This window comes from Halovibrio salipaludis, from assembly GCF_002286965.1.
Lineage (GTDB): Bacteria > Pseudomonadota > Gammaproteobacteria > Pseudomonadales > Oleiphilaceae > Halospina > Halospina salipaludis.
Genome location: NZ_NSKD01000001.1, coordinates 22,056 through 47,763 on the forward strand (window position 1 = coordinate 22,056; position 25,708 = coordinate 47,763).

The 25,708-nt window shown below is 62.5% G+C and carries 25 protein-coding genes and 1 other RNA gene; 15 read left to right on the forward strand and 11 right to left on the reverse strand.

The features are described 5' to 3' along the window. The first annotated feature begins 2 nt into the window (after nucleotides 1-2). A complete protein-coding gene (locus tag CK501_RS00145; RefSeq protein WP_095615710.1) occupies nucleotides 3-1,814 on the forward strand; it encodes a chloride channel protein in 1,812 nt (603 codons plus the stop codon). Here CK501_RS00145 and CK501_RS00150 read toward each other — a convergent pair whose 3' ends face one another. The 4 genes from CK501_RS00150 to CK501_RS00165 are packed head-to-tail and all read right to left on the reverse strand — an operon-like array spanning nucleotide 1,815 to nucleotide 6,301. Continuing rightward, a complete protein-coding gene (locus CK501_RS00150; protein ID WP_095615711.1) occupies nucleotides 1,815-3,092 on the reverse strand; it encodes a UbiH/UbiF/VisC/COQ6 family ubiquinone biosynthesis hydroxylase in 1,278 nt (425 codons plus the stop codon). Next, nucleotides 3,085-4,338, reverse strand: coding sequence for a 2-octaprenyl-6-methoxyphenyl hydroxylase (ubiH, locus tag CK501_RS00155; RefSeq protein WP_095615712.1), 1,254 nt, complete (start codon nucleotides 4,336-4,338; stop codon nucleotides 3,085-3,087). The genes CK501_RS00150 and ubiH overlap by 8 nt, the downstream gene beginning before the upstream one ends. Further along, complete coding sequence (gene pepP / locus CK501_RS00160; RefSeq protein ID WP_095615713.1) at nucleotides 4,331-5,674, reverse strand: Xaa-Pro aminopeptidase; 1,344 nt, start codon at nucleotides 5,672-5,674, stop codon at nucleotides 4,331-4,333. Before pepP ends, ubiH begins: the two co-directional genes overlap by 8 nt. 12 nt (nucleotides 5,675-5,686) lie before the next feature. Further along, on the reverse strand, nucleotides 5,687-6,301 hold the full coding sequence (locus tag CK501_RS00165; protein WP_095615714.1) for a UPF0149 family protein: 615 nt from the start codon (nucleotides 6,299-6,301) through the stop codon (nucleotides 5,687-5,689). A 147-nt stretch (nucleotides 6,302-6,448) separates the two neighbouring features. Between CK501_RS00165 and CK501_RS00170 the strand changes: the two genes are divergently transcribed. The 4 genes from CK501_RS00170 to CK501_RS00185 all read left to right on the forward strand — a co-directional run bounded on the left by CK501_RS00170 (nucleotide 6,449) and on the right by CK501_RS00185 (nucleotide 7,856). Then, complete coding sequence (locus CK501_RS00170; RefSeq protein ID WP_077529508.1) at nucleotides 6,449-6,655, forward strand: TIGR02449 family protein; 207 nt, start codon at nucleotides 6,449-6,451, stop codon at nucleotides 6,653-6,655. Continuing rightward, on the forward strand, nucleotides 6,655-6,969 hold the full coding sequence (locus CK501_RS00175) for a cell division protein ZapA (protein ID WP_095615715.1): 315 nt from the start codon (nucleotides 6,655-6,657) through the stop codon (nucleotides 6,967-6,969). Before CK501_RS00170 ends, CK501_RS00175 begins: the two co-directional genes overlap by 1 nt. A gap of 54 nt (nucleotides 6,970-7,023) precedes the next feature. Further along, nucleotides 7,024-7,211, forward strand: a non-coding RNA gene (ssrS, locus tag CK501_RS00180) — 6S RNA. A gap of 24 nt (nucleotides 7,212-7,235) precedes the next feature. Further along, a complete protein-coding gene (locus CK501_RS00185; RefSeq protein ID WP_095615716.1) occupies nucleotides 7,236-7,856 on the forward strand; it encodes a 5-formyltetrahydrofolate cyclo-ligase in 621 nt (206 codons plus the stop codon). Here the strand turns inward: CK501_RS00185 and CK501_RS16845 are convergent. The 5 genes from CK501_RS16845 to CK501_RS00205 form a co-directional block, all read right to left on the reverse strand. After that, nucleotides 7,849-8,019, reverse strand: a complete 171-nt coding sequence (locus CK501_RS16845; protein ID WP_198949328.1) for a hypothetical protein — start codon at nucleotides 8,017-8,019, stop codon at nucleotides 7,849-7,851. The two genes, CK501_RS00185 and CK501_RS16845, sit on opposite strands and share 8 nt — an antisense overlap. Before the next feature lie 173 nt (nucleotides 8,020-8,192). Beyond that, a complete protein-coding gene (gene ilvA, locus CK501_RS00190; protein WP_095615717.1) occupies nucleotides 8,193-9,710 on the reverse strand; it encodes a threonine ammonia-lyase, biosynthetic in 1,518 nt (505 codons plus the stop codon). An 82-nt stretch (nucleotides 9,711-9,792) separates the two neighbouring features. Further along, complete coding sequence (locus CK501_RS00195) at nucleotides 9,793-10,119, reverse strand: c-type cytochrome (protein ID WP_095615718.1); 327 nt, start codon at nucleotides 10,117-10,119, stop codon at nucleotides 9,793-9,795. Nucleotides 10,120-10,205: 86 nt separating this feature from the next. Beyond that, complete coding sequence (locus tag CK501_RS00200) at nucleotides 10,206-11,180, reverse strand: sigma-54 interaction domain-containing protein (protein WP_095615719.1); 975 nt, start codon at nucleotides 11,178-11,180, stop codon at nucleotides 10,206-10,208. A 54-nt stretch (nucleotides 11,181-11,234) separates the two neighbouring features. Next, the gene (locus tag CK501_RS00205; RefSeq protein WP_095615720.1) at nucleotides 11,235-11,915 is read right to left on the reverse strand and encodes a sulfite exporter TauE/SafE family protein; all 681 of its coding nucleotides are present in this window, start codon (nucleotides 11,913-11,915) and stop codon (nucleotides 11,235-11,237) included. A gap of 227 nt (nucleotides 11,916-12,142) precedes the next feature. Between CK501_RS00205 and CK501_RS00210 the strand changes: the two genes are divergently transcribed. Both CK501_RS00210 and CK501_RS00215 read left to right on the forward strand, forming a co-directional pair. Then, a complete protein-coding gene (locus CK501_RS00210) occupies nucleotides 12,143-14,116 on the forward strand; it encodes a TonB-dependent copper receptor (RefSeq protein WP_198949329.1) in 1,974 nt (657 codons plus the stop codon). A gap of 127 nt (nucleotides 14,117-14,243) precedes the next feature. After that, nucleotides 14,244-14,942, forward strand: coding sequence for an alpha/beta hydrolase (locus CK501_RS00215; protein ID WP_095615721.1), 699 nt, complete (start codon nucleotides 14,244-14,246; stop codon nucleotides 14,940-14,942). On the opposite strand, the gene CK501_RS00220 is transcribed toward CK501_RS00215, so the two are convergent. Beyond that, the gene (locus CK501_RS00220) at nucleotides 14,936-15,271 is read right to left on the reverse strand and encodes a hypothetical protein (protein WP_095615722.1); all 336 of its coding nucleotides are present in this window, start codon (nucleotides 15,269-15,271) and stop codon (nucleotides 14,936-14,938) included. The genes CK501_RS00215 and CK501_RS00220 overlap by 7 nt on opposite strands. Before the next feature lie 152 nt (nucleotides 15,272-15,423). Here CK501_RS00220 and nosR point away from each other — a divergent pair, with 152 nt between their 5' ends. The 7 genes from nosR to rpiA all read left to right on the forward strand — a co-directional run bounded on the left by nosR (nucleotide 15,424) and on the right by rpiA (nucleotide 23,862). Next, nucleotides 15,424-17,562 carry a transcriptional regulator NosR gene (gene nosR, locus CK501_RS00225; protein WP_198949330.1) on the forward strand — a complete coding sequence of 713 codons (2,139 nt, stop codon included), beginning with the start codon at nucleotides 15,424-15,426 and terminating at the stop codon, nucleotides 17,560-17,562. 38 nt (nucleotides 17,563-17,600) lie between these two features. Next, nucleotides 17,601-19,514: a TAT-dependent nitrous-oxide reductase gene (gene nosZ / locus CK501_RS00230; RefSeq protein WP_095615723.1), complete on the forward strand. Its 1,914-nt coding sequence runs from the start codon at nucleotides 17,601-17,603 to the stop codon at nucleotides 19,512-19,514. A 109-nt stretch (nucleotides 19,515-19,623) separates the two neighbouring features. Then, the gene (locus CK501_RS00235; protein ID WP_198949331.1) at nucleotides 19,624-20,865 is read left to right on the forward strand and encodes a nitrous oxide reductase family maturation protein NosD; all 1,242 of its coding nucleotides are present in this window, start codon (nucleotides 19,624-19,626) and stop codon (nucleotides 20,863-20,865) included. After that, nucleotides 20,862-21,794, forward strand: coding sequence for an ABC transporter ATP-binding protein (locus tag CK501_RS00240; protein ID WP_095615725.1), 933 nt, complete (start codon nucleotides 20,862-20,864; stop codon nucleotides 21,792-21,794). The genes CK501_RS00235 and CK501_RS00240 overlap by 4 nt, the downstream gene beginning before the upstream one ends. Continuing rightward, on the forward strand, nucleotides 21,787-22,617 hold the full coding sequence (locus CK501_RS00245) for an ABC transporter permease (RefSeq protein WP_095615726.1): 831 nt from the start codon (nucleotides 21,787-21,789) through the stop codon (nucleotides 22,615-22,617). The genes CK501_RS00240 and CK501_RS00245 overlap by 8 nt, the downstream gene beginning before the upstream one ends. A gap of 15 nt (nucleotides 22,618-22,632) precedes the next feature. Next, complete coding sequence (locus tag CK501_RS00250; RefSeq protein WP_095615727.1) at nucleotides 22,633-23,130, forward strand: nitrous oxide reductase accessory protein NosL; 498 nt, start codon at nucleotides 22,633-22,635, stop codon at nucleotides 23,128-23,130. Between the two features lie 60 nt (nucleotides 23,131-23,190). Next, nucleotides 23,191-23,862, forward strand: a complete 672-nt coding sequence (rpiA, locus tag CK501_RS00255; protein WP_095615728.1) for a ribose-5-phosphate isomerase RpiA — start codon at nucleotides 23,191-23,193, stop codon at nucleotides 23,860-23,862. On the opposite strand, the gene CK501_RS00260 is transcribed toward rpiA, so the two are convergent. Then, entirely contained in the window at nucleotides 23,863-25,011 is a 1,149-nt protein-coding gene (locus CK501_RS00260; protein WP_095615729.1) for an acyl-CoA dehydrogenase family protein, read from the reverse strand. Nucleotides 25,012-25,182: 171 nt separating this feature from the next. Here CK501_RS00260 and ppa point away from each other — a divergent pair, with 171 nt between their 5' ends. Beyond that, a complete protein-coding gene (ppa, locus tag CK501_RS00265; protein ID WP_095615730.1) occupies nucleotides 25,183-25,707 on the forward strand; it encodes an inorganic diphosphatase in 525 nt (174 codons plus the stop codon). Nucleotide 25,708: the final 1 nt, after the last annotated feature.

Genomic DNA, 25,708 nt, shown 5'->3' on the forward strand with positions numbered 1-25,708 from the left:
CCATGAACACTGATACGCCCCTGAACCGGGAACCGAATGACGAGCGCGAGGCACCCGCGCTCGTTTTTTCTCTGATCGCCATTATCGTGGGCATTGTCACGGGCCTGGGCGCGGTTCTCTTCTATTACCTGATCAGCTTTTTCCACAACCTGTTCTTTTATGGGCGCCTGAGCCTGACTCTGGGGGGAGAGAGCCTTCTGGAACCCAGCATCTGGGGCCCTTTTGTAATCCTGGTCCCCGTGATTGGCGGCCTGGGCGTGGTCTGGCTGACCCGTACTTTCGCACCCGAAGCGCGAGGCAGCGGCGTTCCCGAAGTCATTGATGCGGTTTACTTCCGGGAGGGGCTGATCCGCCCTGTTGTTGCCGCCGCCAAGTCGCTGGCCTCCGCATTATCCATCGGAAGCGGTGCGTCAGTGGGCAAGGAAGGGCCCATTATCCAGATCGGGGCGTCACTCGCCTCAAGCATTGCCCGCCTGGTCCATCTCAGCACCTGGCAGCGCATCACCCTGATTGCTGCCGGCGCGGGAGGGGGGATTGCGGCCACCTTCAATACGCCACTGGGCGGTGTCATGTTCGCGGTTGAGCTGATGCTGCCCGAGCTCAGCGTCCGGACCTTCATGCCCGTGGTGCTGTCGACCGCCACCGCCAGCTACATCGGGCGCACCACGCTGGGGATGACACCGGCATTCGTAATCCCCGCTCCAGAAGCCGTCAGCGCGGGCGCTCTGGACTTCTACAACATTGCAGCCATGAGCGTTCTCGGTGTCGCCTGCGGTGTTACGGCCTGGCTCTTCATTCGCCTCCTGTCGTTCACGGAAGTCACCTTTGAACGATTAACCAGCAACCAGTACCTGCGCCACGCCACCGGCATGCTTTTTGTTGGCCTCATGCTCTTCGGCTTCCAGTACACCTATGGCCATTACCATATCGCCGGTGCCAATTACGCCACCATCAGCGAAATACTCCATGGGAACCTGCTGGCGTTTCAGCTGCTTGTGCTGCTGTTCGGGGCCAAACTGCTGGCGACGACCCTCAGCCTGGGCTCGGGGTCATCCGGTGGTATCTTTTCACCAGCACTCTTCCTCGGTGCCACACTGGGGGCTGCGTTTGGCATCGCACTCTCCCTGATCTGGCCAACCGCGAACATCAATCCCATGAACTATGCCGTGGTTGGCATGGCCAGTGTTGTCGGTGGTGTTACGGGCGCGGCACTGACAGCCATTGTGATGGTGTTCGAGATGACACGCGCCTACACGATCATCATCCCGCTCATCATTGCTGTTGCCGTGGCGATCGGCATCCGCCGTGCGCTGATTGATGAAACGATCTACAGCATCAAGCTGACACGCCGCGGCAAACATTTTTCAAGTGAACGCCACCGCAACCTTTTCCTCATGCGTCGCGCGGAGGAGTTTACCGAAGAGGGGATCGCCACCCTCCCCGAGGCCACCACCGTCAGCAATGCCTTCGAACGTCTGGGGCGTGAGGCCGAAGTCCAGTACCTGTTGCTGACCGACGAGTATGATGAGGTCAGCGGCATTCTCTCATTTGAAGGCCTGCTCGCAGCCGAACATGAACACCATGAAGACTGGCCGCTGGCGAGGCTGGGCCACCGGCGGTTCGTTCAGGTGGGGGCCAGGGATCTGCTCAGCCAGGTGGTGCAGCAGCTGACCCAGCAGGGCGTGGACTATGCACTGGTCTACGCCGGCGCGGCGGAAACCGGCCTGGCCGAGGAAGTGGTGGGTGTACTCGACAAGGATCACCTGGCGGACAGTGTGATGGAACAGTTCCGGAGCTTCAGCACCACCCCCTGATCACTCCGCTTCAGCCGGCAGGGGCGGCGAGAACCGCGGCAATGGATGACGGCTGCCCATGGCCTCGGCCGCAAGCCGGTTCTTGATGCCGGTCTGGCCGTCCAGCCAGCGCATGCCGGTGTTGCGCAGCCAGCGCAGGGGCAGCTCATCCCGGGCGAAGAGCTGCTTGAAGCCCTCCATGGCAGCCATGAGCGACAGATTCTCCACCTTGCGCCGGCGCTGGTAACGCTGCAGGGCACTGGAGTGCGAAGGCTCCAGACCACGCTCCATGGCCAGCCGGATTTCGTCCGCCAGGACAGCCGCGTCCGCAAATCCCAGGTTGACCCCCTGCCCGGCCAACGGGTGGATGGTGTGTGCGGCATCCCCGACCAGAACCACGCCCGGCCGCGTATACTCCCGGGCATGACGCTGGCGCAACGGCAGGGCATGGCGTGTGGACACGGCCTCCACCGCCCCCAGGGTCCACTCCAGTGCCGCGCCCAGCTCGCCGGCGAAGGCGCCCTCGTCCAGGTTCATCAAGCGCGCTGACTCCCCCACATCCTGGGACCAGACGATGGAGACGAACCGGTCACTGCTTTCCTCGTTGGCCAGGGGCAGGTAGGCCACCGGCCCCGTGGTCATGAACCGCTGCCAGGCGGTGCGCTGGTGGCCGTATTCCGTGCGCGCGGTACACACGATCGCCTGCTGGTCGTAATCCCACTCCCGGGTGGCCAGACCGGCCCACTGGCGTATGCGGGAATTGGCACCATCCGCACCGACCACCAGCCGCGCCTCGAGCCAGCGGCCATCGCTGAGCATCACCGCCGAGCCAGCGCCTGTCGGGCGCCAGTGACGGACGTATTCCCCGTCCAGCCAGGTCAGGTTGGGTTCCGCCACCATGGCCCGGGCCAGCGCGCCCAGCACTACCCGGTTCTCCACAATGCTCCCCAGCCGGGAAAGCTGGAGTTCAGCAGCGTCGAAGTGGATGCTGCCGGTACCCTCGGCATCCCAGACACACATTTCGCGATAGGGGCAGCAGCGCCGGGCTTCAATCTCCGACCAGATACCAAGGTCCTCGAGCAGCTGCCGCGTGCCCTCGGTAAGGGCACTGACCCGGGGCTCGAACCCATCAACGCTGGTGGCCGGCTCCAGCTCGTGCAGCTGGGTCTCCCGGGACTGGGGCTCCACTACGGTGACCTCCAGCCCCTGACGGGCCAGCAGCAGCGCCAGGGCGCCGCCAACAAGGCCGCCTCCCACAATGGCAACAGTGGTGCGTTCCGTGAGCGGGGTATCAGTCATGGCCGAGGGAGCTCCGTCTTGTGTTCAGTCCCATGTTGCGCTGCGCCAGCCAGTGCCGCGGACCGGGCGCTGCGTCCAGAGCCGCCAGCCCCAGGTCCCGGAGCCGGCCGGGGAAACCGCCCTTTTCCGAGAACACCCGCACCAGGCTGTCGGAGAAACCGACAATGGCGTCCACATCCTGCTGATGGGTCGCTACATAGGAGGCCAGTGTTTCCGGCTGTCCCAGGGTGGCCGGTTCACCGGCGGCTTCAGCCAGGCGGCTGCTGAGCCGCATCAGCCCGCGCAGGGCCAGGTTGAAGCCCTGGCCCGCCACCGGATGCAGGGAATGGGCCGCATTGCCCACCAGCACCACCCCCGGGCGTACCGGGCTGGCAACCTGCTCCAGCGCCAGCGGGTAACTGTGGCGCTGACCCACATGCTCGAAGCGGCCCTGCCGCCATCCGAAACGCTGCTGGAGCTCCGCCAGGAAAGCATCGGTTTCGAGGGCCATGCGGCGCTCAATCTCGGCACTGTCCATGGTCCAGACCAGCGCGTAGTCATGGCTGCCCCTGTGGGGCAGCAACGCCACGGCTGCCCCATCGGCAAAGCGTTCATAGGCCTGGTTCCGATGGGGCTCACCGGTGGTGACGGTGGCGACCAGGGCGTGCTGGCCATAATCCTGCCGGCGGGCACTGAACCCCAGCTGTTCGCGCAGGCCGGAGCGGCCCCCATCAGCCACCACCAGGAGACGCGCCTGCCACCACAGCTGCTCACCGTCCTGTTCCACCAGAACCCGCGCGCCCTCACTGCCGGTCTCCGCCGTGACCACCCGCGCCGGGCAGAGCCAGTGGGTGGCGGTTTCCTGAAGGGCAGAGACCAGATTGAGACCCAGCCAGGCGTTATCCACCACATACCCCAGCGCGTCCGTGCCGTGCTCCGACGCGTGCATGCGGGTGGTCCCCGGGCGGCCCCGGCTGGAAACATGGATGTGTTCAATAGGCGTGGCGGCGCGGGCAAGTTCGGGCCAGACGCCGAGATCCTCGTAGATCAGACGGGAGCCATAGGCCAGCGCCGTGGCGCGGGCATCATAGCTGGGCTGGAACTGCGTCTGCGGGTCCACTGATGGATCCAGCGGCGAGGATTCCACCACGGCAACATCCAGCGACGGCGCCTGCCGGGCCAGGCCAAGCGCCAGAGAGGCACCCGCCATGCCGCCGCCAACAATGAGCACATCACAGTGGCGAATAGAGGAAGCCGGATCACTCATCGGCCATCAGCGCCTCAATGTCCGCGATCTCCTTGGGCACGTCCGGTGTCAGATTGCGGTAACCGGAACGGGTTACGACCACGTCGTCCTCGATGCGCACGGCAATGCCCTGCCAGCGCGCCTCCACGCCCGTCTTACCCGGCGGGATGTAAAGCCCGGGCTCGATCGTCATCACCATTCCCGGCTCGAGCACCCGCCAGGCGCCGCCAATGCGGTAATCCCCCACGTCGTGCACGTCCATGCCCAACCAGTGACCGGTCCGGTGCATGAAGAAGTCGCGGTAATGGCCCTGCTCCACAACCTCCTCAAGACTGCCCGTCAGTATGCCCAGATCCAGAAGCCCCTGGCTCAGGACCTCGACAGCCGCCTCATGGGGCTGGTTCCAGTGATTCTCGGGCTTAACCTTCTCAATCGCCGCCTTCTGCGCCGCCAGGACGATCTCGTAAACCGCTTTCTGTTCCTCCGTGAAACGGCCATTGGCCGGGAAGGTACGGGTGATGTCCGCGGCGTAGCCGTTGTACTCGCAGCCGGCGTCGATCAGCACCAGGTCGCCGTCCGCCAGCATGCCCTGATTCTCGGTATAGTGGAGCACGCAGCCATGGGAGCCGCTCGCGACAATGGTCGGATAGGCAGGCGCACTGGCACCCTGATCCAGGAAGCGGTAGAGCAGCTCCGCCTCCAGCTGGTATTCGCGCAGTCCGGGACGGGCGCGGCGCATGGCCTGGCAGTGCGCATCGGCGCTGATCCGCCCGGCCTGCTCCATGACCCGCAGTTCCGCCGCACTCTTGTAGAGGCGCATGTCGTGCAGGGTGTGCTCCAGGGCCACGAACTCACCCGGGGGCTTGGCTCCGCTGCGTACCCGGGCACGGATGCTGTTGACCCATTCCATGACCCGGCTGTCGAAGGCCGAATCCCGGCCGATGGAGTAATAGACCCGCGAGCGCCCCTCGATCAGCCCCGGCAGGATGTCGTCGATGTCGCTGACGGGAAAGGCGTCATCCACGCCATAATCAGCCACCGCGCCATCCGGACCCACCATGAACCCATCCCAGAGCTCCCGGTCGGGGTCGCGCTCCCGGCAGAACAGGACCGTCTCGCCGTGTTCCCGGCCGGGAACCAGCACCAGAACCGCGTGCGGTTCCTCGAAGCCGGTGAGGTAGAGGAAGTCGCTGTCCTGACGGTAAGGGTATTCGGTATCCCGGCTGCGGGTCCGTTCCGGGGCCGCGGAGACAATGGCGATACTTTCCGGCGCCATCTGCTCCATCAGGCGGCGCCGGCGGCTGGCATGCTCGTCGCGGTCAATGGCGGTCTGGGTCTGCTTGCTTGCGGCGGTCATTGGCACTCCCGGTCAGTGCAGTGTCTGTTGGTCCGGCTGGGGATGGTTGAACTCGGCGAAGACATTGAGAACACCCACCCGGATGTACTCGGAGACCTCCTCAATGTCGCGGTCACCGTCTTCTTCCGAGTCGTCCGCTTCGTTTTCCACCTGGCTGATGGCCACGAAATCCCGGATCAGCTCACGGATATCGTCCGGTGCCCGGCTGAGCCCGTCGCCAGCGGCCCGGGCCATGCCTTCAAGGAACCCCCGGACCCAGTTGGAAAGCGCCTCCAGACGCTGATTGAGCGGGGCCTGCTCAGGCGGCAGCAGCAGCCGGAAGTCCATGTCCTCGGACTGCAGGGAAGCCAGGGTCGCCGCGTAGAACGCATGCAGGAGGGCGCGCGGGGACACCTGCTCATCTTCCTCCTCTTCCTTCAGCCGGTCACATCCCAGATGCTCCAGCACCAGGTTCTCCCAGCGTTCGCTGGAAAGGCGCTCACCGGCAGCCAGCTCACCGGCCAGCAGGCCGTGCAGTTCACTGGGGTGATTGATGGCGCCGTGGCGTCCGTGGACGTCGGACCACAGGTCAAAATCGTAGACAATCTGCTGGAGTCGCTGTGTATCGTTCTCGTCAATCCCGCTCATAGGGGGCCTGATGCTCCTGGTTCCCGGTTCGGTGTCTGCAGGGCCCTACACTAGCATTTCCGGGCTGCCTGTCGTACCGCAAATTGACCGCTCCCGGGGAGCCCACTATAGTGATTTTCCAGAGGCGATTCCCCGGAGAGGCGTACCATGGACCAAGCGGAACTCGAGGCACTGGCCGCCCGAATCGAGCGGCTGATCGAGCGCAATCGCCAGCTGGAAGCCGAAAACGCGCGGCTGCGCCAGGCCCAGGAGGACTGGCAGCAGGAACGCGTCCAGCTCATGCAGAAGAATGACATGGCACGCCACCGGATCGAGGCGATGATCTCACGGCTGCGCTCACTGGAGCATCACTGATGGCGGAACACACGGATAAGGAAACAGTCGCGGTCAACATCCTCGACAAGGAATACCTTGTCGCCAGCCCCGGCGATGCCCGCGGCGAGCTGGAACGCTCCGCCCGCTACCTGGATGAGAAGATGCGCGAGATCCGCGCCAGTGGCCGCGTCTTCGGCACCGAGAGGATCGCGGTCATGGCCGCACTCAACATCACCCATGAACTGCTGCAGAACAGTGGCAGCATGCCCGAATCCGCCGAGCGCACACTGCGAGAACTCGACGAGCGGGTGCGCGAGGCACTGGAGCAGCCCCAGGCGGACACCGGCGCCTGAATACCGGCACAATGCCATTGCATTCCCCCCCGCCTGTCAGCCTATAATCACACGAACTCTCTGGGCTGTACGACTTCACTGGATGTTGTCCTCGAGCCGATGCGCACGACCAAAGGGAGCCGCTCCCTGGTGATGTGAGCAAGTCCTCCATAGCAGAGGAAAGCCTGATTCACTATCAAGGGGCTCCCGCCTTGAACTACTGGGTTCAAGGGCACGATCCGGTCCGGCAGCCCGGAGGGTTTCATTACCTGCCCTGCCAGAATGCCATGACGCGCCATCAAGCAACCCGAAAACAGCTCCGCAGGGAACTGCGCGCAAGACGACGGGCACTCACCCCGCAACAGCAGAAACGCGCATCGCGCAGGCTCTGCCGCAACCTCCTGGCCAGCCGTGAGCTCCGGGATGCCCGCAGCATTGCCCTCTACTGGCCCAATGACGGCGAGATTGACCCGCGCCCACTGCAGGCAGCAGTGGAACGCATGAACAAACGCTGCTACCTGCCGGTTCTCCACCCGGTACTGGGCAACCGCCTCTGGTTCCTGCACCTGGACCGCAATACGCCCATGCGCCGCAACCGCTTCGGGATACCGGAACCCAGCCTGAGCCGGACTGCGTCACGGCCGGCCTGGGCACTGGATGTGGTTCTGATGCCTCTGGTGGGCTTTACGGCACAAGGGGACAGGCTGGGAATGGGGGGTGGTTTCTATGACCGGACCTTTGCGTTCCTGAATCAACCCAACCGGCACAGGCCGACGCTAATCGGGTTGGCCCACGAAGGCCAGCGGGTCGATGCAATGCCGACCGCCAGCTGGGATATCCCCATGGATGCCATTGTGACGGATCAGGGGTACTACCCGGTGGGCGACCGGCGCACTCAACTCAGTTGATGGCGCGCCCTGTGGCACCCTGATCGGTCAGCGTCGCCTCCTGGATGGCGCCGGAGGTCAGTCTGGGTTCATCGGATACGGCGAGCGAGGTCAGGCCACTGACCAAGAGCCCAGTAGCAAACACCACTACCAGAACGCGGATAACGTCGGGTCGGCGGTTCATCGTCGGTTGTCTCCTGCCAGCTGTTCTTTTTTCTTATTGGATTATCAACAATACCCGGTAAACAGGCATCTGCGCCTGTTTCTTCGGACAGTGGCAAAGAGTCTAGCAGTAAAACCCTTTTTTACAATTCATAAAGGTTTCCACATTATTATGACTTTGTAAGATTGTGCAATCTACTGCCCGAGAAAGAGACGATAGGCTGGATCATCGCCGATCTCCTCATATTCAAACCCGATTTCATCCAGCATGGCCCGGAAATCACCCAGCTCCTCATCCTCAACCTGCGCTCCCATCAGGATGCGGCTGTAGGCGGCCCCGTGATTACGGTAATGGAACATGGAAATGTTCCAGCGGCTGCCCAGTGACATCAGGAAGGTGATCAGCGCCCCCGGGCGTTCCGGGAAGGTGAACTGGAAGACCTTTTCATTGGTGACCGAAGGCGCGTGTCCGCCGACCATGTGCCGGATGTGCTGCTTCGCCAGGTCGTTGTCCGTCAGGTCCAGCACCGGATAGCCCAGATCCCCGAGCTCGGTCACCACCTCGTTCCGGCCAAGACCGCCTGCCTGGATCTGTACCCCCACAAAGATGTGGGCTTCGTCCGCCGAGGAGTAGCGGTAGTTGAACTCGGTGATATTGCGCTTGCGCAGGGCCTGGATGAACCTGCTGAAGCTGCCCGGCTCCTCCGGAATGGTCACCGCCAGGATGGCCTCACGCTGCTCGCCCACCTCAGTACGCTCCGAAACATAGCGCAGCCGGTCAAAGTTCATATTGGCGCCACTGAGAACACCGATCAGGTTCTCATCCTCCAGCCCCTGGCGCTGAACGTATTTCTTGAGTCCCGCTACCGAGAGCGCCCCTGCCGGCTCCTGTATGGAGCGGGTGTCCTCAAACACGTCCTTGATCGCGGCGCAGATCTCGTCGGTCGTGACAGTAACCACCTCGTCCACGTGATCCTTGCACACATCCCAGGTGTGGCGGCCGATCTGTTTTACCGCCACACCATCGGCAAAGATCCCGACCTGGGGCAGCGTCACGCGCCGACCCGCCTTCAGGGCCTCGGAAAGGCAGGCGGAATCCTCGGGCTCCACTCCGATCACCCGTGTCTCCGGGCGCAGGTACTTGATGTAGGCTGCCATGCCCGCGATCAGCCCCCCGCCACCGACCGGAATGAAGACCGCGTGGATCGGCTTGGTGAACTGCCAGAGCAGCTCCATGGCCACCGTGCCCTGGCCGGCGATGGTCGCCGGGTCGTCATAGGGGTGGATGTAGGTATAACCATGCTTCTCGATCTGTTCCTGAGCGTAGGCAGCGGCCTCATCGAAGGCGTCGCCGATCAGCACCACTTCAGCGCCATGATTGCGCACGGAGTTCACCTTGATCTCCGGCGTGGTCCGCGGCATGACGATGGTTGCATGGATACCCAGCTGGGTGGCCGCCAGCGCCACACCCTGAGCATGGTTACCCGCTGAAGCGGCGATCACACCGCATGCCTTCTGGGCATCCGAGAGCTGGCTGATCTTGTTGTAGGCCCCACGCAGCTTGAAGGAGAAGACCGGCTGCAGATCCTCACGCTTGAAGAAGATATTGTTGCCAAAGCGGCGGGTCAGGTTGCGCGCATGGGTTACGGGCGATTCGATCGCAACGTCGTAAACGCGCGCGTCCAGGATCTGGCGGATATAACGGTCGGGCATTGTGAGGCTCTCTCTCGTCAAGCAGCCTCACAGTGTAAGAAGGATACGGGCACCACGTCCACGCGTGATACCCGCAATGCCCTCATTTGAGGGCTTCGTCGAGCATATAGTCAACCGCGACCTTCATCTCGGCCTCGGAGCAGTCACCGCAGGTGCCCTTGGGCGGCATGCCCTTGAAACCGTTGATGGAGTTCTCATACAGGCCTTCCCGGCCACGCTCATCCACACGGCTCTGCCACTCTTCGGTCGCGTCCAGCTTGGGAGCACCGGCGGCACCGATCTGGTGACAGGTGCTGCAGTAGTTGTTGTAGATCTCTTCACCGGAACGCTCCTGGGCCATACCGGTACTGGCCGCGCCCATGGCGAGAACAGCGCCAAGAAACGCGATCGGTTTGATGATTGTCTTCATGGGAACTCCTTCGTTGTCATCGTGCAAAAACAGCTGTCATTGTTTTACACCTTACAGGGCTCAGCCGGCAAACACATTGACCCGGCTCAATCCGAGCCGGGAATCAGGCCATGCTTTCTCAGCCGGTAAAGCAATGTGTCACGGGTTACGCCGACCAGCGCCGCGGCCCTGGTCCGGTTACCGCCGGAACGGCTGAGCGCCTGCCGGATGAGATCCGCTTCCACATCCTCCAGTCTAACGCCCTCGGGCGGCAGATACACACCCAAGTGTGGCTCTGACACACAGCTGTCCGCAAACCATTCAACGGGAAGGTCGCGGGATTCAAGCGTACGCCCTGGCATCAGAACCACACAGCGTTCAACCAGGTTCCTCAGCTCACGCACATTGCCTGGCCAGGCGTACCGGGTGAGTCGGGTACGCGCACTCTGCGCAAAGGCCGGCGTATCGACCCCATGTGTCTGTGCAAGCTCCCTCCGAAAACGGTCAAGCAGCAGCCCGACGTCCCCGTCGCGCTCTCTTAGGGGAGGCAGTGTCAGCGGAATCACATTGAGCCGGTAGAACAGATCCGAACGGAACCGCCCCTGCGCCACCAGGGCGGAAAGGTCCTGATGCGTCGCCGCAATAACCCGTACATCGAGGGTCTCAGCTCTGCCAGAGCCAAGGCGCTGGCATTCGCCCTCCTCCAGAAAACGCAGAAGTTTGGCCTGCCCTGCGAGAGTAAGCTCGGCTATCTCATCCAGAAACAGGGTGCCGTTCTGCGCCTGGTGGACAAATCCCGGAGCATTCCGGTCCGCACCGGTGAAAGCTCCCTTCCAGTAACCGAACAGCTCCGCCTCTACCAGCTCTGACGGCAACGCGGCACAGTTCACCGGCACCCAGGGCCCTGCGTGGCGCCTGCTCGCCTCGTGCATACCCCGTGCAAGCAGCTCCTTACCGGTACCACTCTCTCCGGTCACCAGCGCCGTTGCATCGGTGGCCGCAACCAGTGCCGCCGAGCGCAGCACCGCCTGCAGAGACGGCGAGTCACCACCGAGCCGCGTGAAGGCCTCATTACTGAACATGCTCACGGCTCCTGTCCATCCCCATTAAGATCCATTCTCCCCTGCTTACGGCGATCACTGCCCCGGGGCCAGAGCGAGCGGCACCAGGGCCAGCGCAATGATCAAAGCGCCCGCCACCTGCCGGAAAAGCGGACTGGCCATCACAGGCCTCACCCGGTCGGCCATGATGCCTACCAGCAGCAGCGTCGGTACTGTTCCCAGTCCAAAGAACAGCATGATCCCCGCGCCCTGCCAGGCGGAACCGGTGCTCAGGCTGTAGACCAGCGCCGAATAGACCAGGCCACAGGGCAGCCACCCCCACACCAGCCCGAAGCCGAACGCCTGGGGCAGTGATCGCACCGGCAGCAACCGGCGCCCCAAAGGCTCCAGCCACCGCCAAAGCGGGCGCCCCATGGACTCGATCCACGCAAACCGGGAAAACCAGCCGCCAATGTGGAGCCCCAGGGCCACCAGAAACACCGCCCCAACAGTGCGCATGACCAGAGCGCTGCCACCACCGGCCAGCCCCTGGAACAGTTCTGCGCCGCCCGCAACCAGGACACCGGCCAGCATGTAGCTGCTGATCCGGCCCAGGTGGTAATGCAGGCTGAACACCACGAACAGCCACCGCCTTGCCCGGATGCCGGGTGCCAGACTGTAGGTCAGGGCGCCCACGATACCGCCGCACATCCCGATACAGTGTGTACTGCTGACCACGCCCAGAAGGAACGCAGTCAGCCAATCCGTCCACCACATCCTACACAGCTCCCGCGGCCGTGGACTTAAGCAATATCAACGACTGTGTGAAATCACACAACCAGCAGGGGATTTCACACAGCTACCGCCACCGGATTGCACCTGAACTCCCATCCCTCGGACTGAAAACCCACGGGTGGAGCGGCTCGCAGGCGCATCGTCGTGCCCTACAAACCTGGCCTGGATCCTGCACCGCTTCCCGGACCCATAACACCAGGGAGTTCCGGATGATACATAAGCCCCGCTGGCGGCGCACCACACCCGTTCTGATCGCCACTTTCCAAGCCTGCACCGCACCAGTGCTGGCCCAGACCATGGCTCTGGAGCCGGTCGTGGTGACCACCTCCAGGATGGACACCCCCTACGAGGTGACCTCGGACCCGAAACAACCCCACGCTTCCCTGCCGGCGCAGGATGGTGGTGCGTACCTGGAATCGGTGACCGGCTTCAACGTCAGCCGCAAGGGCGGAACCAGTGGCGAGCCCGTCCTCCGGGGGCTGGGTGGCTCCCGGCTCAACATCTCCGCCAGCGGCGGCGCCATCCCCGGCGGCTGCCCCAGCCGCATGGACCCGCCAACCGCCTACATCTTCCCCCAGTCCTATGACCGGATCGAGATCACCAAAGGACCCCAGAGTGTCCGCCACGGCCCCGCTACTGCCGGCAGTGTGCGGTTCGAGCGTGACGCCCCGGACTTCTCTCAGACCACCACGCGTGGTTTTGCCAGCTTCACTGCTGGCAGCCATGCCCGCAATGACATGGCCACGGACATCACCACCGGCGACGCTGACGGCTACGCCCGCTTCATCGGCACCCTCTCCTCGCAGGATGACTATGAAGACGGCGGCGGCGAAACCGTCCACTCCCAGCACGAACGCTGGAGCACCAGCGCCATCGCCGGCTGGACCCCGGGCAGCGATACAGAGGTCGAGTTCAGCTATGACCGCAGTAACGCCGAAGCCGCTTACGATGACCGGAGCATGGATGGCACCGACTTTGACCGGACCGGTTACCGTCTCTCAGGCTCCCATGAGAATCTGGCCTCCTGGCTGCCCCGCGTAGAAGCCACCGCCTACTACAACAACGTGGATCATGTCATGGACAACTTCCGGCTCAGGGATCCGGGGAACATGGCTATGACACGCATCGTCAAACGCACCACCCTGGGCGGACGCCTTGCCGCTGACATGGCCCCGCTGCCCGGAATGGATATCCATGCGGGATTGGATTATGCCACCAATGAGCACGCGGACAGCGGCTCCCTCATGACCATGGGCAGCCCACTGGGCGGCGCCCGCTTCCGGAGTGCCCCGACACCGGAAACAGCCGAGTTCTCGGATACCGGCATCTTTGCAGACATGGAGCAACGCATCGGCGATGCCTCCTGGCTGACTCTGGGCCTGCGGGGTGACTACCACGAGGCGGAGGCATTGGAGACGGGCTTTGGTGAGGCCGTGCGGGGCCAGTCCGACCACCGCACCCAATGGAGCGGTTTCGGCCGTTACGAGGTCGCGCTTCATGATCTGCCACTGAACCTGTATACCGGCCTGGGCCGCTCAGAACGCGCCCCTGATTTCTGGGAGCGGGAGCGGGATTTCGGCATTGGCAGTGAGACGCTGACCCAGGTGGATGCCGGCATCACCATTGACCACCCGCGCATCCAGGGTACAGTTGCCCTCTTCCACGGCTGGTATGACGACTACATCCTGATTACCGGTGGGGGTGACAGTGCTCGCAATGTGGATGCCGTCACCCGTGGCCTGGAGGCGGATGTCACAGTCACCCTGACCCCGGAACTCAGCCTGACCTCCAGCCTGGCCTGGACCCGCAGCACCAATGACACCGGCAATGAACCGCTGGCACAGACTCCGCCCCTCGAGGGCACGCTCGGACTCGACTACGAGCAGGCGGGTTACTCCGCCGGTGTGCAGTGGCGCGGGGTCGCCCGCCAGGACCGTGTGGACGAGGGCAGCGGCACCATCTACAGCCTGGACACCCGGGAAACGCCGGGGTTCGCCACTGTTTCCCTCCATGGCGGCATGCAGCTGTTCAGGGAGACGCGCCTGAGCGCTGGTATCGACAACGTCTTTGACCAGGAGTATGCGGAACACATCCAGAAGGGGTCCGCCGATCTTGGCGCAGGCAGCGAACCGATCAATGAGCCCGGCCGCATACTCTGGGCCAGCATCACCACGGAATTCTGAGTTTCTCCCATGCCTCTCTCGGGAGTCGCCGGCCCACCCGGGCCGGCTTTTTTCTCAACCCATCCTTAACATTCATCCCCGGTGCAGGTAATCTCGTCGGGCATTCTTATCCGGAGGGGAGCCATCCATGGGCGGGATAGACAACATACTGGAGATCCACTCCCGGCGGGAGATTCAGGCCACAAGCCTATGGCTCCATGGTCAGGGTGCCGACTCCGAGGATCTGACACCGCTGTTCAGGCACCTGGAGCAAGCCCGGGAACTGGGTCTGCGCTACCTTGCGCCGAACGCCCCGATGCGACGGCTTCAGGCACTGGAGGGCCGACTTGGAAGAGCCTGGTACGATGTGGCGGCAGCCGATGGCCCGGATCCCGACCCTGAGAGCCTTTCGGAAAGTGTCAGCCTGATCACGGGTCTGCTGGAGAACGAACTGGAAGCCGGCCGGTCGGCAGAGCTGACTGTGGTTGGCGGTTTCTCGCAGGGGGGCGCCCTGGCCCTGGAGGCCGCACTGCAGTTTCCACAGGCTCTGGCGGGCATTGTCGTGCTTTCCGGGGAGCTGCTCCAGCCGGATACCCTGGCGCAGCGGATCCATCCAGCCAATGCGGCCACACCCATCCTGATGATCCACGGCGAAGAAGATCCGTTGATCCCGGTTCACGAAGCTGAGAGCAACCGCGACCAGCTGCTCTCCCTCGGGCTGCCTGTGGAGTGGCACAGACTGCCGCTGGGTCACGAGATCAGCATGGAAACCATCAGCCTCGTCGATGACTGGCTTCTGGCCCGTCTGAAAGCGCTGGGCGTCACTGCTGAACCACAGGCTCAGTAGCCGGGCATCAACCAGTCGCTGTCCGGCTCGTACCCCTGCTGGACGGCCTGCTCATAGCCTTCCAGGAAACAGGCCACGATCTCCCTGAGCGCCTCGTCCACGCTTCCATACCGGGCGTTCTCAGGCACCGCTGGCTCCTTCATGCCCGGTGCCTGGAGGTAATAGTTCTGGTCCGCTTCCACCCAGTCACCATTCACGCCTTCATAAATCCAGACCCTTATGTTGGTCAGGATGCCTTCCAGTCGAAAGCAGTACTCCGCCACCAGTTTACGGGCACCCACAATGCTTTCCTGCCCGAGGATCCGGGCCACACCCGATGCGTCATTCATCACGTCCACTCCAGATTTTGCGTTTTCACTGTCTCAGGCCCATATTAGTTCATAGCAAATGAATCATTTCTTGCTGTATATCAATGATGCGGAAAGTATTCGATGTCACTGTTGGCAGAGTCCAGCACACCACCAACCGGAGTTCGCTGCCCATGAAGTTCCGGCACCCTCTCTGCTTTCTTCTGGCATTGATCCTTTCTGCCACTGTTCTGTCGGTGCCCGCCGAAACAGGATCGAAGGAGGCACGGAACCATTTTCCCGATGCTGAACGCATTGAGGAAATGCCCGGGAAACAGCCCGCCATGGGCGCCTTCAGTGGAGACAAGCTTGTCGGGCTTGTTTTCGAAACGGTTGATTATGCTCCCATACCAGCCTACTCCGGGAAGCCCGTCAATATGCGCATCGCACTGAACGGCAGCGGCGAGATTGTTGGCGGTCAACTTCTCGAGCATGAAGAGCCGATCGTGCTGACGGGGATCCCGGAAAAGAAAATGGATCAGTTCTTTAACCAGTACATCGGGAAATCCATCCATGACCGCATGCGCGTGGGCATCTCCTCCCGCAAGCGCGAAGGCTACGATTACGTGGATGCGGTATCCGGGGCTACCGTCACCGTGGTGGTCATGGGCGATACCATCATGCGCGCCGCACGCATGGCCGCTGTCACACACGGCCTGATTGAAGAGGACGCCGTGGATCTGCGGGAACCGGCCACGGTCAAACCCAACACGTACAGTGAAGCCGGCTGGGAAGAGCTCCGCGAACAGGGAGCCATCAGCAGACTGCACCTGACACGCGGCGAAGTGGACGACGCCTTTGAGGGAACGGAAGCGGCGGATGTGGACAGAGCCCCTGAGGAGGCACGGGATGACACCTTCATCAACCTCTATGCAACCTACCTGAACACCCCTAACACGGGCCGCAACCTGCTGGGCAAGGAGCACTACCAGAAGCTCATGGAGCGCCTGGATGACGGAGAGCACGCCATCATGCTCATGGCCGATGGCCGCTACTCATTCAAAGGCACCGGCTTTGTCCGGGGTGGTATCTTCGATCGCATCCAGATCAACCAGCGGGATACGTCCATCCAGTTCCGTGACAGCGATCTCGTCCGGGCCCCGGACTTCGTTCTGGAGGACATGCCCACCATCTCCGAAAAGGACATCTTCATTGTCCGCCAGCAGAACCGCTTCGATCCGGCAGCCCCCTGGGAACTTCAGCTCCGGGTCCGTCGCCAGTACGGGGCCCTGGACTCCACCTTTGTCAACTTCACGCTTGACTACGAGCCGGTGGAAGCATGGTTCAACATCCCCGACCGGAAAGCACTCAGCGAGGAAAGTGATCAGCCGCTCTGGGTCTCGGTCTGGCAGGACCGGCAGGTGCAGATCGCGGTTCTCGGGACCGGACTGGGGGTACTGGTGTTCATCCTGCTGTTCCAGGACTGGCTCGCCAAACGCCCACGGCTGCTGCATCCACTGCGCATCGGCTTCCTGATCTACACCGTGGTGTTCATCGGGTGGTACGCCCTCGCCCAGCTCTCGGTCGTGAACATCTTCACCTTCACCAACGCCGTGTTCACGGACTTCAGCTGGACCACCTTCCTGATGGACCCGATGATGTTCATCATGTGGAGCTTCGTGGCCGCCACCCTGCTGTTCTGGGGCCGGGGCGTGTTCTGCGGCTGGCTCTGCCCCTTCGGCGCCATGCAGGAGCTCATCAACCTGGCTGCACGCAAGCTCAAGATACCGCAGTTTGATGTCCCGTTCGCCGTCCACGAGCGGCTCTGGGCCCTGAAGTACCTGATCCTGCTGGTGCTGTTCGGCATCTCACTGCAGTCACTCGGCGCTGCGGAACAATACTCGGAAGTCGAGCCCTTCAAGACCGCCGTCACCCTGCACTGGCAGCGCGAGTGGGGCTATGTGCTCTACGCCGCCCTGCTGCTGGTCATCGGCATCTTCAACCACAAGTTCTACTGCCGCTATGTCTGCCCGCTGGGCGCCGGTCTCGCCATCCCGGCCCGCATCCGGCTCTTTGACTGGCTCAAGAGGCACAAGGAGTGCGGGTCTCCCTGTCAGATCTGCGCCAACGAATGCGAGATCGGGGCCATCCACCCGGACGGCCGGATCAACCCCAACGAATGCCATTACTGCCTGGACTGTCAGGTCACCTACTGGAACGACCAGAAGTGCCCTCCCATGATCCAGAAGCGTAAGAAGCGCGAGAAAATGGCACGCACGGACGCCGATGACAGCAAAAACAACCGAATACCCGCTGTCGAAGTAACCAGCTAGGTACCCTACAACCAGAGAGAGGCAAGGGAGACAAAACCATGACAAGACATGACAAGGACCATCCCCATAATGAGGCGAACGAGGAAGTCGCCAATCCGGGCCGACGCTCATTCCTGGGCGCCACGGCCACAGTCGGCGCGCTCGGTGTGACCGGTGGCACCGGCACCGCTTTGATGATGGGAAGCTCCGGCGAAGCCCGGGCTGCGGAGGGCGCCAAGAGCACCCACGTCCCCCTGGGTGAACTGGACGACTATTACGGCTTCTGGAGCGGAGGCCAGTCAGGTGAGGTACGCATCTACGGCGTCCCATCCATGCGGGAAATCATGCGGATTCCGGTCTTCAACTACTGCAGCGCTACCGGCTGGGGGATGACCAACGAATCCAAGCGGATCATGGGCGACAGCAACCGGTTCATGAACGGCGATGCCCACCACCCGCACCTGAGCTACACAGACGGCAGCCACGATGGCCGCTATCTCTACATCAACGACAAGGCGAACTCCCGGGTCGCGCGTGTCCGGTTGGATGTATTCAAGACCGATGCCATGGTCACCATCCCCAACATCCAGTCCGTTCACGGCCTGCGCCTGCAGAAAGCGCCAAAGACCGGTTACGTGTTCGCCAATGGCGAATTCCACATTCCGCAGCCCAACGATGGGCGGGATCTGGACAACCCTGACAACTACTGGTGCCTCTGGACTGCCGTGGATGGCGAGACTATGGAAGTCGCCTGGCAGGTCATGGTCGACGGCAATCTCGACAACATGGACGCGGACTACACCGGCAAATACGCCGCCGCCACCTGCTACAACTCGGAAAAGGGTGTAAATCTCAACGAGAAGATGCGCTCCGAACGTGACTGGGTAGTGGTGTTCAACATCGAGCGTATTGAGCAGGCCGTGAAGGATGGCAACTACACAACCATCGGCGACTCCGACGTACCCGTTGTGGACGGTCGGCATGGCTCCGAGGTCACGCGCTATGTGCCCGTACCCAAGAACCCGCACGGCTGTAATACCTCCACTGACGGCAAATACTTCATCGCCGCAGGCAAGCTCTCGCCCACCGCGAGCATGATCGAGATCAGCAGACTGGACGATCTTTTCGCCGGCAACCTCGAGAACGAACGCGATGTGATCGCCGCGGAGCCGGAACTGGGTCTTGGCCCGCTGCACACGACCTACGATGGTCGCGGTAACGCCTATACGACGCTGTTCATTGATAGCCAGATCGTCAAATGGAACATGGAAAAGGCGGTCCGCAACTACAACGGCGAAGACGTGAACTACATCGTTCAGAAGCTGGATGTTCATTACCAGCCGGGCCATAACCACGCGACCCTGGCAGAATCCAAGGATGCCGATGGCCAGTGGCTGTTCTCACTGAACAAGTTCTCCAAGGACCGTTTCCTGCCGGTGGGGCCGCTGCATCCGGAAAACGACCAGATGATCGACATCTCTGGTGAGGAAATGAAGCTCGTCCACGACACGCCAACCTTCGCCGAGCCCCACGACACGGTGATCGTCCCCAGGGACATGATCACCACCAAGCAGGTCTGGGATCGGGATGACCCCTTCTTCGCCGAAACCGTGAAACGCGCGAACGAGGACGGCATCACTCTGGAGTCGGACAACAAGGTCATCCGGGATGGCAACCAGGTACGCGTCTACATGACCTCTTCCGCACCGCGCTATGGCCTCACTGAATTCCGGGTCAAGTCAGGGGACGAAGTCACTGTGACCGTCACAAACATTGATAAGGTGGAAGACCTCAGTCATGGTTTCTGTGTTGTGGACCATGGCGTTGTCATGGAGGTGAACCCGCAGCAGACCTCCTCCATCACGTTCACCGCCGGCTCCCCCGGGGTGTACTGGTACTACTGCAACTGGTTCTGCCACGCGCTTCACATGGAAATGGCCGGACGTATGCTGGTCGAACCCGCGGATTCCTGATCCGCTGCACCACGGCCGGGCACATCGTGCCCGGTCCGTTTCTTCACCAACGGTGACAACCTTGAACCGAGCACAACGGTTTTGCAGTCTGTTGCTGGGTATGCTGCTCATGCCGGCCTGGACAATGGCCGCCATTCAGCCAGGACAGTTGGCAGAGGCACTCAGTAACGCCGAAAAGGGCGACACCCTGAAACTTGAACCCGGCCTCTTCCGAGGCCACTACCGGATTGATACACCACTGACGCTTGAAGGAAGTCCGGGCACAATCCTGGATGGCAATGGTGACGGCACCATCCTGACCATAGCCGCACCGGAAGCCACGGTTCAGGATCTGCTGCTGCGTAACAGTGGCCGTAACCTCACTGACCATGAATCAGCAATCTTCATTGAGACCCCGGGCCGCAATACCCACATCCGACGCAACCGGATTCTGGCCCAGGGCTTCGGGATCTGGGTCGACTCAGCCCCTGACGTGCTGGTCGAGCGCAACCGGATCACGGGCAATACCGACATACGGTCCCAGGACCGGGGTAACGGTATCCACCTCCACCACGTCAACGGCGCCATGATCCGGGACAATACAGTCTGCCACGCCCGCGATGGCATCTACATCAACGTCAGCGACGGCAATACGCTGGCGGAGAACCGGCTCTGCAACCAGCGCTATGGCATCCACTACATGTACTCCAACAGCAACACCGTCCGCGGCAACCAGAGCTGGGGCAATCGCACCGGCTACGCCCTGATGCAATCCACCAGACTGGATGTCATCCACAACCGCTCGGAAAACGACAAGGGGTACGGATTACTGCTCAACTACATCACACAGTCGACGCTCAGGGATAACACTGCAGTCCGCATCCAATCCTCCACAACCCCTGGCGGCACCGAAAGTATTGAAGGCGGCGAGGGCAAGGCCCTGTTCATCTACAACTCCCAGAAGAACCGGATCCATGGCAATACCCTGGCCCAAACGGCCGTCGGCATCCACATGACCGCCGGGTCCGAAAACAATGAGATCCACGGCAATTCGTTGATCAGTAACCGCACCCAGGTCAAATACGTCTCCAACCGCGCCCAGGAATGGTCAAAGGAAGGGCGCGGCAACTACTGGAGCGACTACATGGGGTGGGACATCAATGACGACGGCATCGGCGATGTTCCCTATGAACCCAACGATGCCGTCGACCGGATTCTCTGGACCTACCCCATGGCTCGCGTGCTGATGAACAGCCCGGCGGTGGAACTCATGCGCTGGGTCCAGTCCGCCTTTCCAATCCTCAAACCCCAGGGTGTGAAGGACAGCCATCCGCTGATGCGGCCTCCGGAAACGCAGGACCAACAGTCATGACCAATGCGGTGGACCTTGACCAGCTCAGCTGCCACTTCGGCGGCGTACACGCACTGACCAGCCTGGACCTCTCCCTCGGCGAGGGCGAGGTGCTCGGCCTGCTCGGGCACAACGGCGCCGGCAAATCCACAGCCATGAAACTGATCCTGGGCATTCTCAGCCCCACCTCCGGGCGGGTACGGGTCTTCGGGGAGGATCCCAGGGGACCGGGATCGGGCCGGTTGCGACTTCAGCTCGGCTATCTTCCTGAAAACGTCAGCTTCTACGACAACCTCAGCGGCCGCGAGGTTCTGGCCTACTTCGCCCGCCTCAAGCGGGTGTCTCCGAAGGAAGTCACTCGGCTGCTGGGCCAGGTGGGCCTGGATCACGCCGCCAACCGCCGGGTCCGCACCTATTCCAAGGGCATGCGCCAGAGGCTGGGGCTGGCCCAGGCACTGCTTGGCGAACCCCGGCTGCTGCTTCTTGATGAACCCACCGTGGGGCTGGACCCCATGGCCACGCGGGATGTCTACCGCACCATGGACGAGCTGCGCGCCCGGGGAACCGGCATCATCATCAGCTCCCACGTGCTGCCCGGCATCGAGCAGCACGTGGACCGGGTCGCCATTCTCGGGCGCGGCAGCCTGCTGGCGGAAGGCACCATCGAGGCCCTGCGCAGCCAGGCGGAGCTGCCGCTGACCATCCGTGTGCGACGCCAGGCGGATGCCCGCTTCCCGGAGACCGGACTGCACCCGGCGATTCAGGAAGCCATCCCCGGCTCCGACAACAGCCTGGTTCTGACGGTTCCAACCGGGGATAAACTCAGGGTGCTCAACGAGCTGCTCAACCTTCCCGGACTGGCGGATGTCTCGGTCGAACCACCGACCCTGGAGAGCCTGTACGCCCATTTCGACACCGAGCTCAACGAGGGGGAAACCCGGTATGCATGAATCCCTGGTTGTTGCCGGCAAGGAATTCCGGGACGGACTGCGTAACCGCTGGGTCCTTGCCATAACCCTGGTGTTCGCACTGCTGGCCATTGCCCTCGCCTGGTTCGGGGCCGCCGTCTCCGGCGAGGTTGGCTTCACCCGTGTCTCGACCACCATTGCCAGCCTTGCCAGCCTGGCGGTCTTCCTGATCCCCCTGATCGCCCTGATGCTGGCCTACGACAGCATTGTGGGCGAGGACGAGAGCGGCACCCTGTTGCTGTTGCTAACCTACCCGCTGAGCCGGACCGGACTGCTCGCGGGCAAGTTCATGGGTCACGCGGCCATCATGGGGCTGTCCACGCTCCTGGGCTTCGGCATTGCCGGGCTGGTGATTGTGGTCTTTGATCCCGAAGCCACCCTGGGCGCCCTCGCCGGCCCCTTCAGCCTTTTCATCGGCAGCGCCATCCTGCTGGGATGGAGCTTTCTGGCACTGTCCTACCTGATCAGCGCCGCTGCCCGGGAAAAGGCGCGTGCGGCGGGAATGGCCCTGATGGTGTGGTTCCTGTTCGTCCTTGTCTATGACCTGACGCTTCTCGGGATCCTGGTGGGCACCGAAGGACAGGTGAACGAAAGCCTCTTCCGGGTGCTGCTGATGGTCAACCCCACGGATATCTTCCGGCTGATCAACCTGACCGGTTTTGAGCAGGTTGCGGAAGCCAGTGGCATGCTCGCCATTGCCACCAGTGAGGACCACTCGGTTGCGGGCCTGATCGCCCTTCTCGGGCTCTGGGTCATTGCCCCGCTTGCCCTTGCCATCGCCGTATTCCGGCGCCGGCGCACCTGAGATCAAGGAGCCAGTATGACCACCCGACGTGAGATCATCGCTTTCCTCGGCGCCCTGCCCATCCTGTCGCTGGCAGGCTGTGGCCAGAGCGCTACCACAGACTGCCAGCCCATTGTCCTGGCCAATGACCGTGAATGCGCGCTCTGTGGTATGACCATCAGCAGCTTCCCGGGCCCCAAGGGCCAGGCCTGCGTTGACGATGGCAATACCCTTGGCTTCTGCTCCACCAATGACCTGCTTTCCTGGGCCTGGCAACCGGACGCCAAGCCCCGGATCAGTGCACTTTACGTCCATGACCTCAGCCATACCCGGTGGCAGTCGCCCTCGGACGATGCCTGGATTGAGGCAGCGAAGGCGGTCTATGTCGTCGGCCATGACCGGGAAGGCGCCATGGGCCATTCCCCAGCTCCTTTTTCACAGAAGAAGGATGCGGAACATTTTGTTGAAGCGCATGGCGGACACGTACTTGGATTCCGGGAGCTTGACTGGGACGCGCTGAAAGCCAGTTCCTAACCGCCCACCGTAATCCGTATACTGGGCTTCCAAGACCGAACATCGGAGAGACAGCCCGCTATGAGCCAGGACAGCCACAAACAGGACGCGGCCCGGGCCGCGCTGAAGCATGTGCTTCCGGAACTGACCCCACGCAGCATTCTGGGGATCGGCACCGGCAGTACCGTCAACTTCTTCATTGAGGCCCTGGCCGGGGAAAAGGACCAGTTCGACGGGGCGGTGGCAAGCTCCGAAGCCACGGCCGAGCGTCTCAGGCAGCACGGGATCCCCGTCTATGACCTCAACGCGGTGGAACCACCCCGCTTCTACATCGATGGGGCGGACGAAGCCAACCATCGCCTGGAGCTGATCAAGGGCGGCGGCGGGGCGCTGACCCGGGAAAAGATCCTGGCGGCCGCTTCCGAGACCTTCCTCTGCATCATCGACGAGACCAAACAGGTGGACATGCTCGGCGATTTCCCCCTGCCGGTGGAGGTCATCCCCATGGCCCGCAGCTACGTGGGGCGCGAACTGGTCAGACTGGGCGGCGACCCGGAATACCGCGCCGGCTTCACCACCGACAACGGCAACATCATCCTGGATGTGCACCACCTGGACCTGGGCCGCCCCATCAAGGCCGAGGAAGCCATCAACCAGATCACCGGCGTGGTCACCAACGGCCTGTTCGCCAAGCGCCCGGCGGACCGGCTGTTCGTGGCTACCGCCTCCGGTGTCACCGAAAAAGGGCGCTGATCACAGCGACAGCTGCCTGGCGATCAGCTCCTTCATGATCTCCGTGGTACCGCCTCCGATGGCCAGGATGCGGGCATCCCGGGCCAGGCGCTCCACGCCGGCTTCGCGCATGTAGCCCATGCCGCCGTGGAGCTGGACCGCTTCCCGGGTGACCTCCTCCGCCACCTCCGCGGTGAAGTTCTTGGCCATGGCCACTTCTTTCACCGGCGCCTTGCCGGCGTCCATAAGCGCCGCGCAGTGGTAGGTGTACTGGGTGGCCAACTCCACCCGGGTCGCCATATCAACCAGCTTGTGGCGGGTCACCTGGAAGCCGCTGATGGTGCGCCCGAATGCCTCACGCTCCCGGCTGTAGTCCATGGCCTTCTCCAGCGCCAGGCGCGCGGTCATCGCCCCCATGATGCACAGCATCAGCCGCTCCTGGAGGAAGTTGGTCATGATCACCATGAACCCGCCGTTCTCCTGGCCGATCAGGTTTTCCGCTGGCACTCTGACATCCTCAAAGAACAGCTCCGCCGTATCACTGGCCCACCAGCCGGTCTTCTTCAGCATGCGCCCGCGCGAGAACCCGGGCGTATCACGCTCCACCAGCAGCATGCTGATGCCGTTATGGCCGGCTTCGCCCGTGCGCACGGCCACGGTGTAGTAATCCGCCCTGTGCCCGCTGGTGATGAAGGTCTTGCTGCCGTTGATCCGGTAGTGATCGCCGTCCTTTTCCGCCCGGGTCCGGAGACTGGCCACGTCCGAGCCGCCTCCCGGCTCTGTGATCGCCAGCGCCGCCACCGCATCGCCGCGCAGCACCTCTGGCACCACCCGCTCGCGCATGGCCTTCGGCCCCCACTTCACAATGGGCGGCAGGGCAATGTCGTGGGAGCCCAGACCCGCGACCAGCCCTCCGGAGGTGCTGCGCATCAGCGCTTCACTCACCGCGACCTTGAGAAACAGATCCCCTTCCCCGGTGCCACCCAGCGCCTCTGGGTAACCAACACCCAGAAGGCCGGCATCAGCGGCCTTGCGATAAAGCTCACGCGGGAATTCACCCGCCTCTTCCCATTCATCAATATGCGGCAGCACTTCACGCTCCACAAAGCGCTGCGCCGTCTGGCGGGCCTGTTCATGGGTTTCATTGAAGCAGTGTGTTGAGGTTTTCATGAATGCCTTCCTTCAGCGGTCAGGGCCAGAGTGAACAGTCTGAGTGTGCCGCAAGCATTCATACCAAGCAAGCGCTTGGTCATGTGCTGATTTTTATCCAGGCCGATCCGCGCGTATAATTCCCGCCTGTTTCATGAAGCCTTCATTCATCCACAGAGAAAGGACACCGTCATGAACTTTGACAAGATCCCGCCCGGCAAGAACCCGCCGGAAGACATCTTCGTTGCCATCGAGATCCCGGCCAACGCCCAGCCGATCAAGTACGAAATCGACAAGGACATGGACGCTGTCCTCGTGGATCGCTTCATGGCCACCCCCATGTTCTACCCGGCCAACTACGGCTTCATCCCCAACACACTGGCCGACGATGACGACCCGCTGGACGCTCTGGTCATCACGCCCTATCCGGTCATGCCCGGCTCCATCATCCGCAGCCGCCCGGTGGGTGTTCTGAACATGGAAGACGAGGAAGGCGAGGACGCCAAGCTGGTCTGCGTTCCCCACGACAAGCTGACCACGGCCTACAAGGACGTTCAGGACGTTGAAGACGTGCCGGAGCTGCTCAAGGAACAGATCAAGCACTTCTTCGAGAACTACAAGGATCTTGAAGCCGGCAAGTGGGTCAAGGTACGCAACTGGGACAACGCCGAAGCGGCACGCAAGGCGGTTGAGGAAGCGGTCAAGGCCGCCGGCTGAC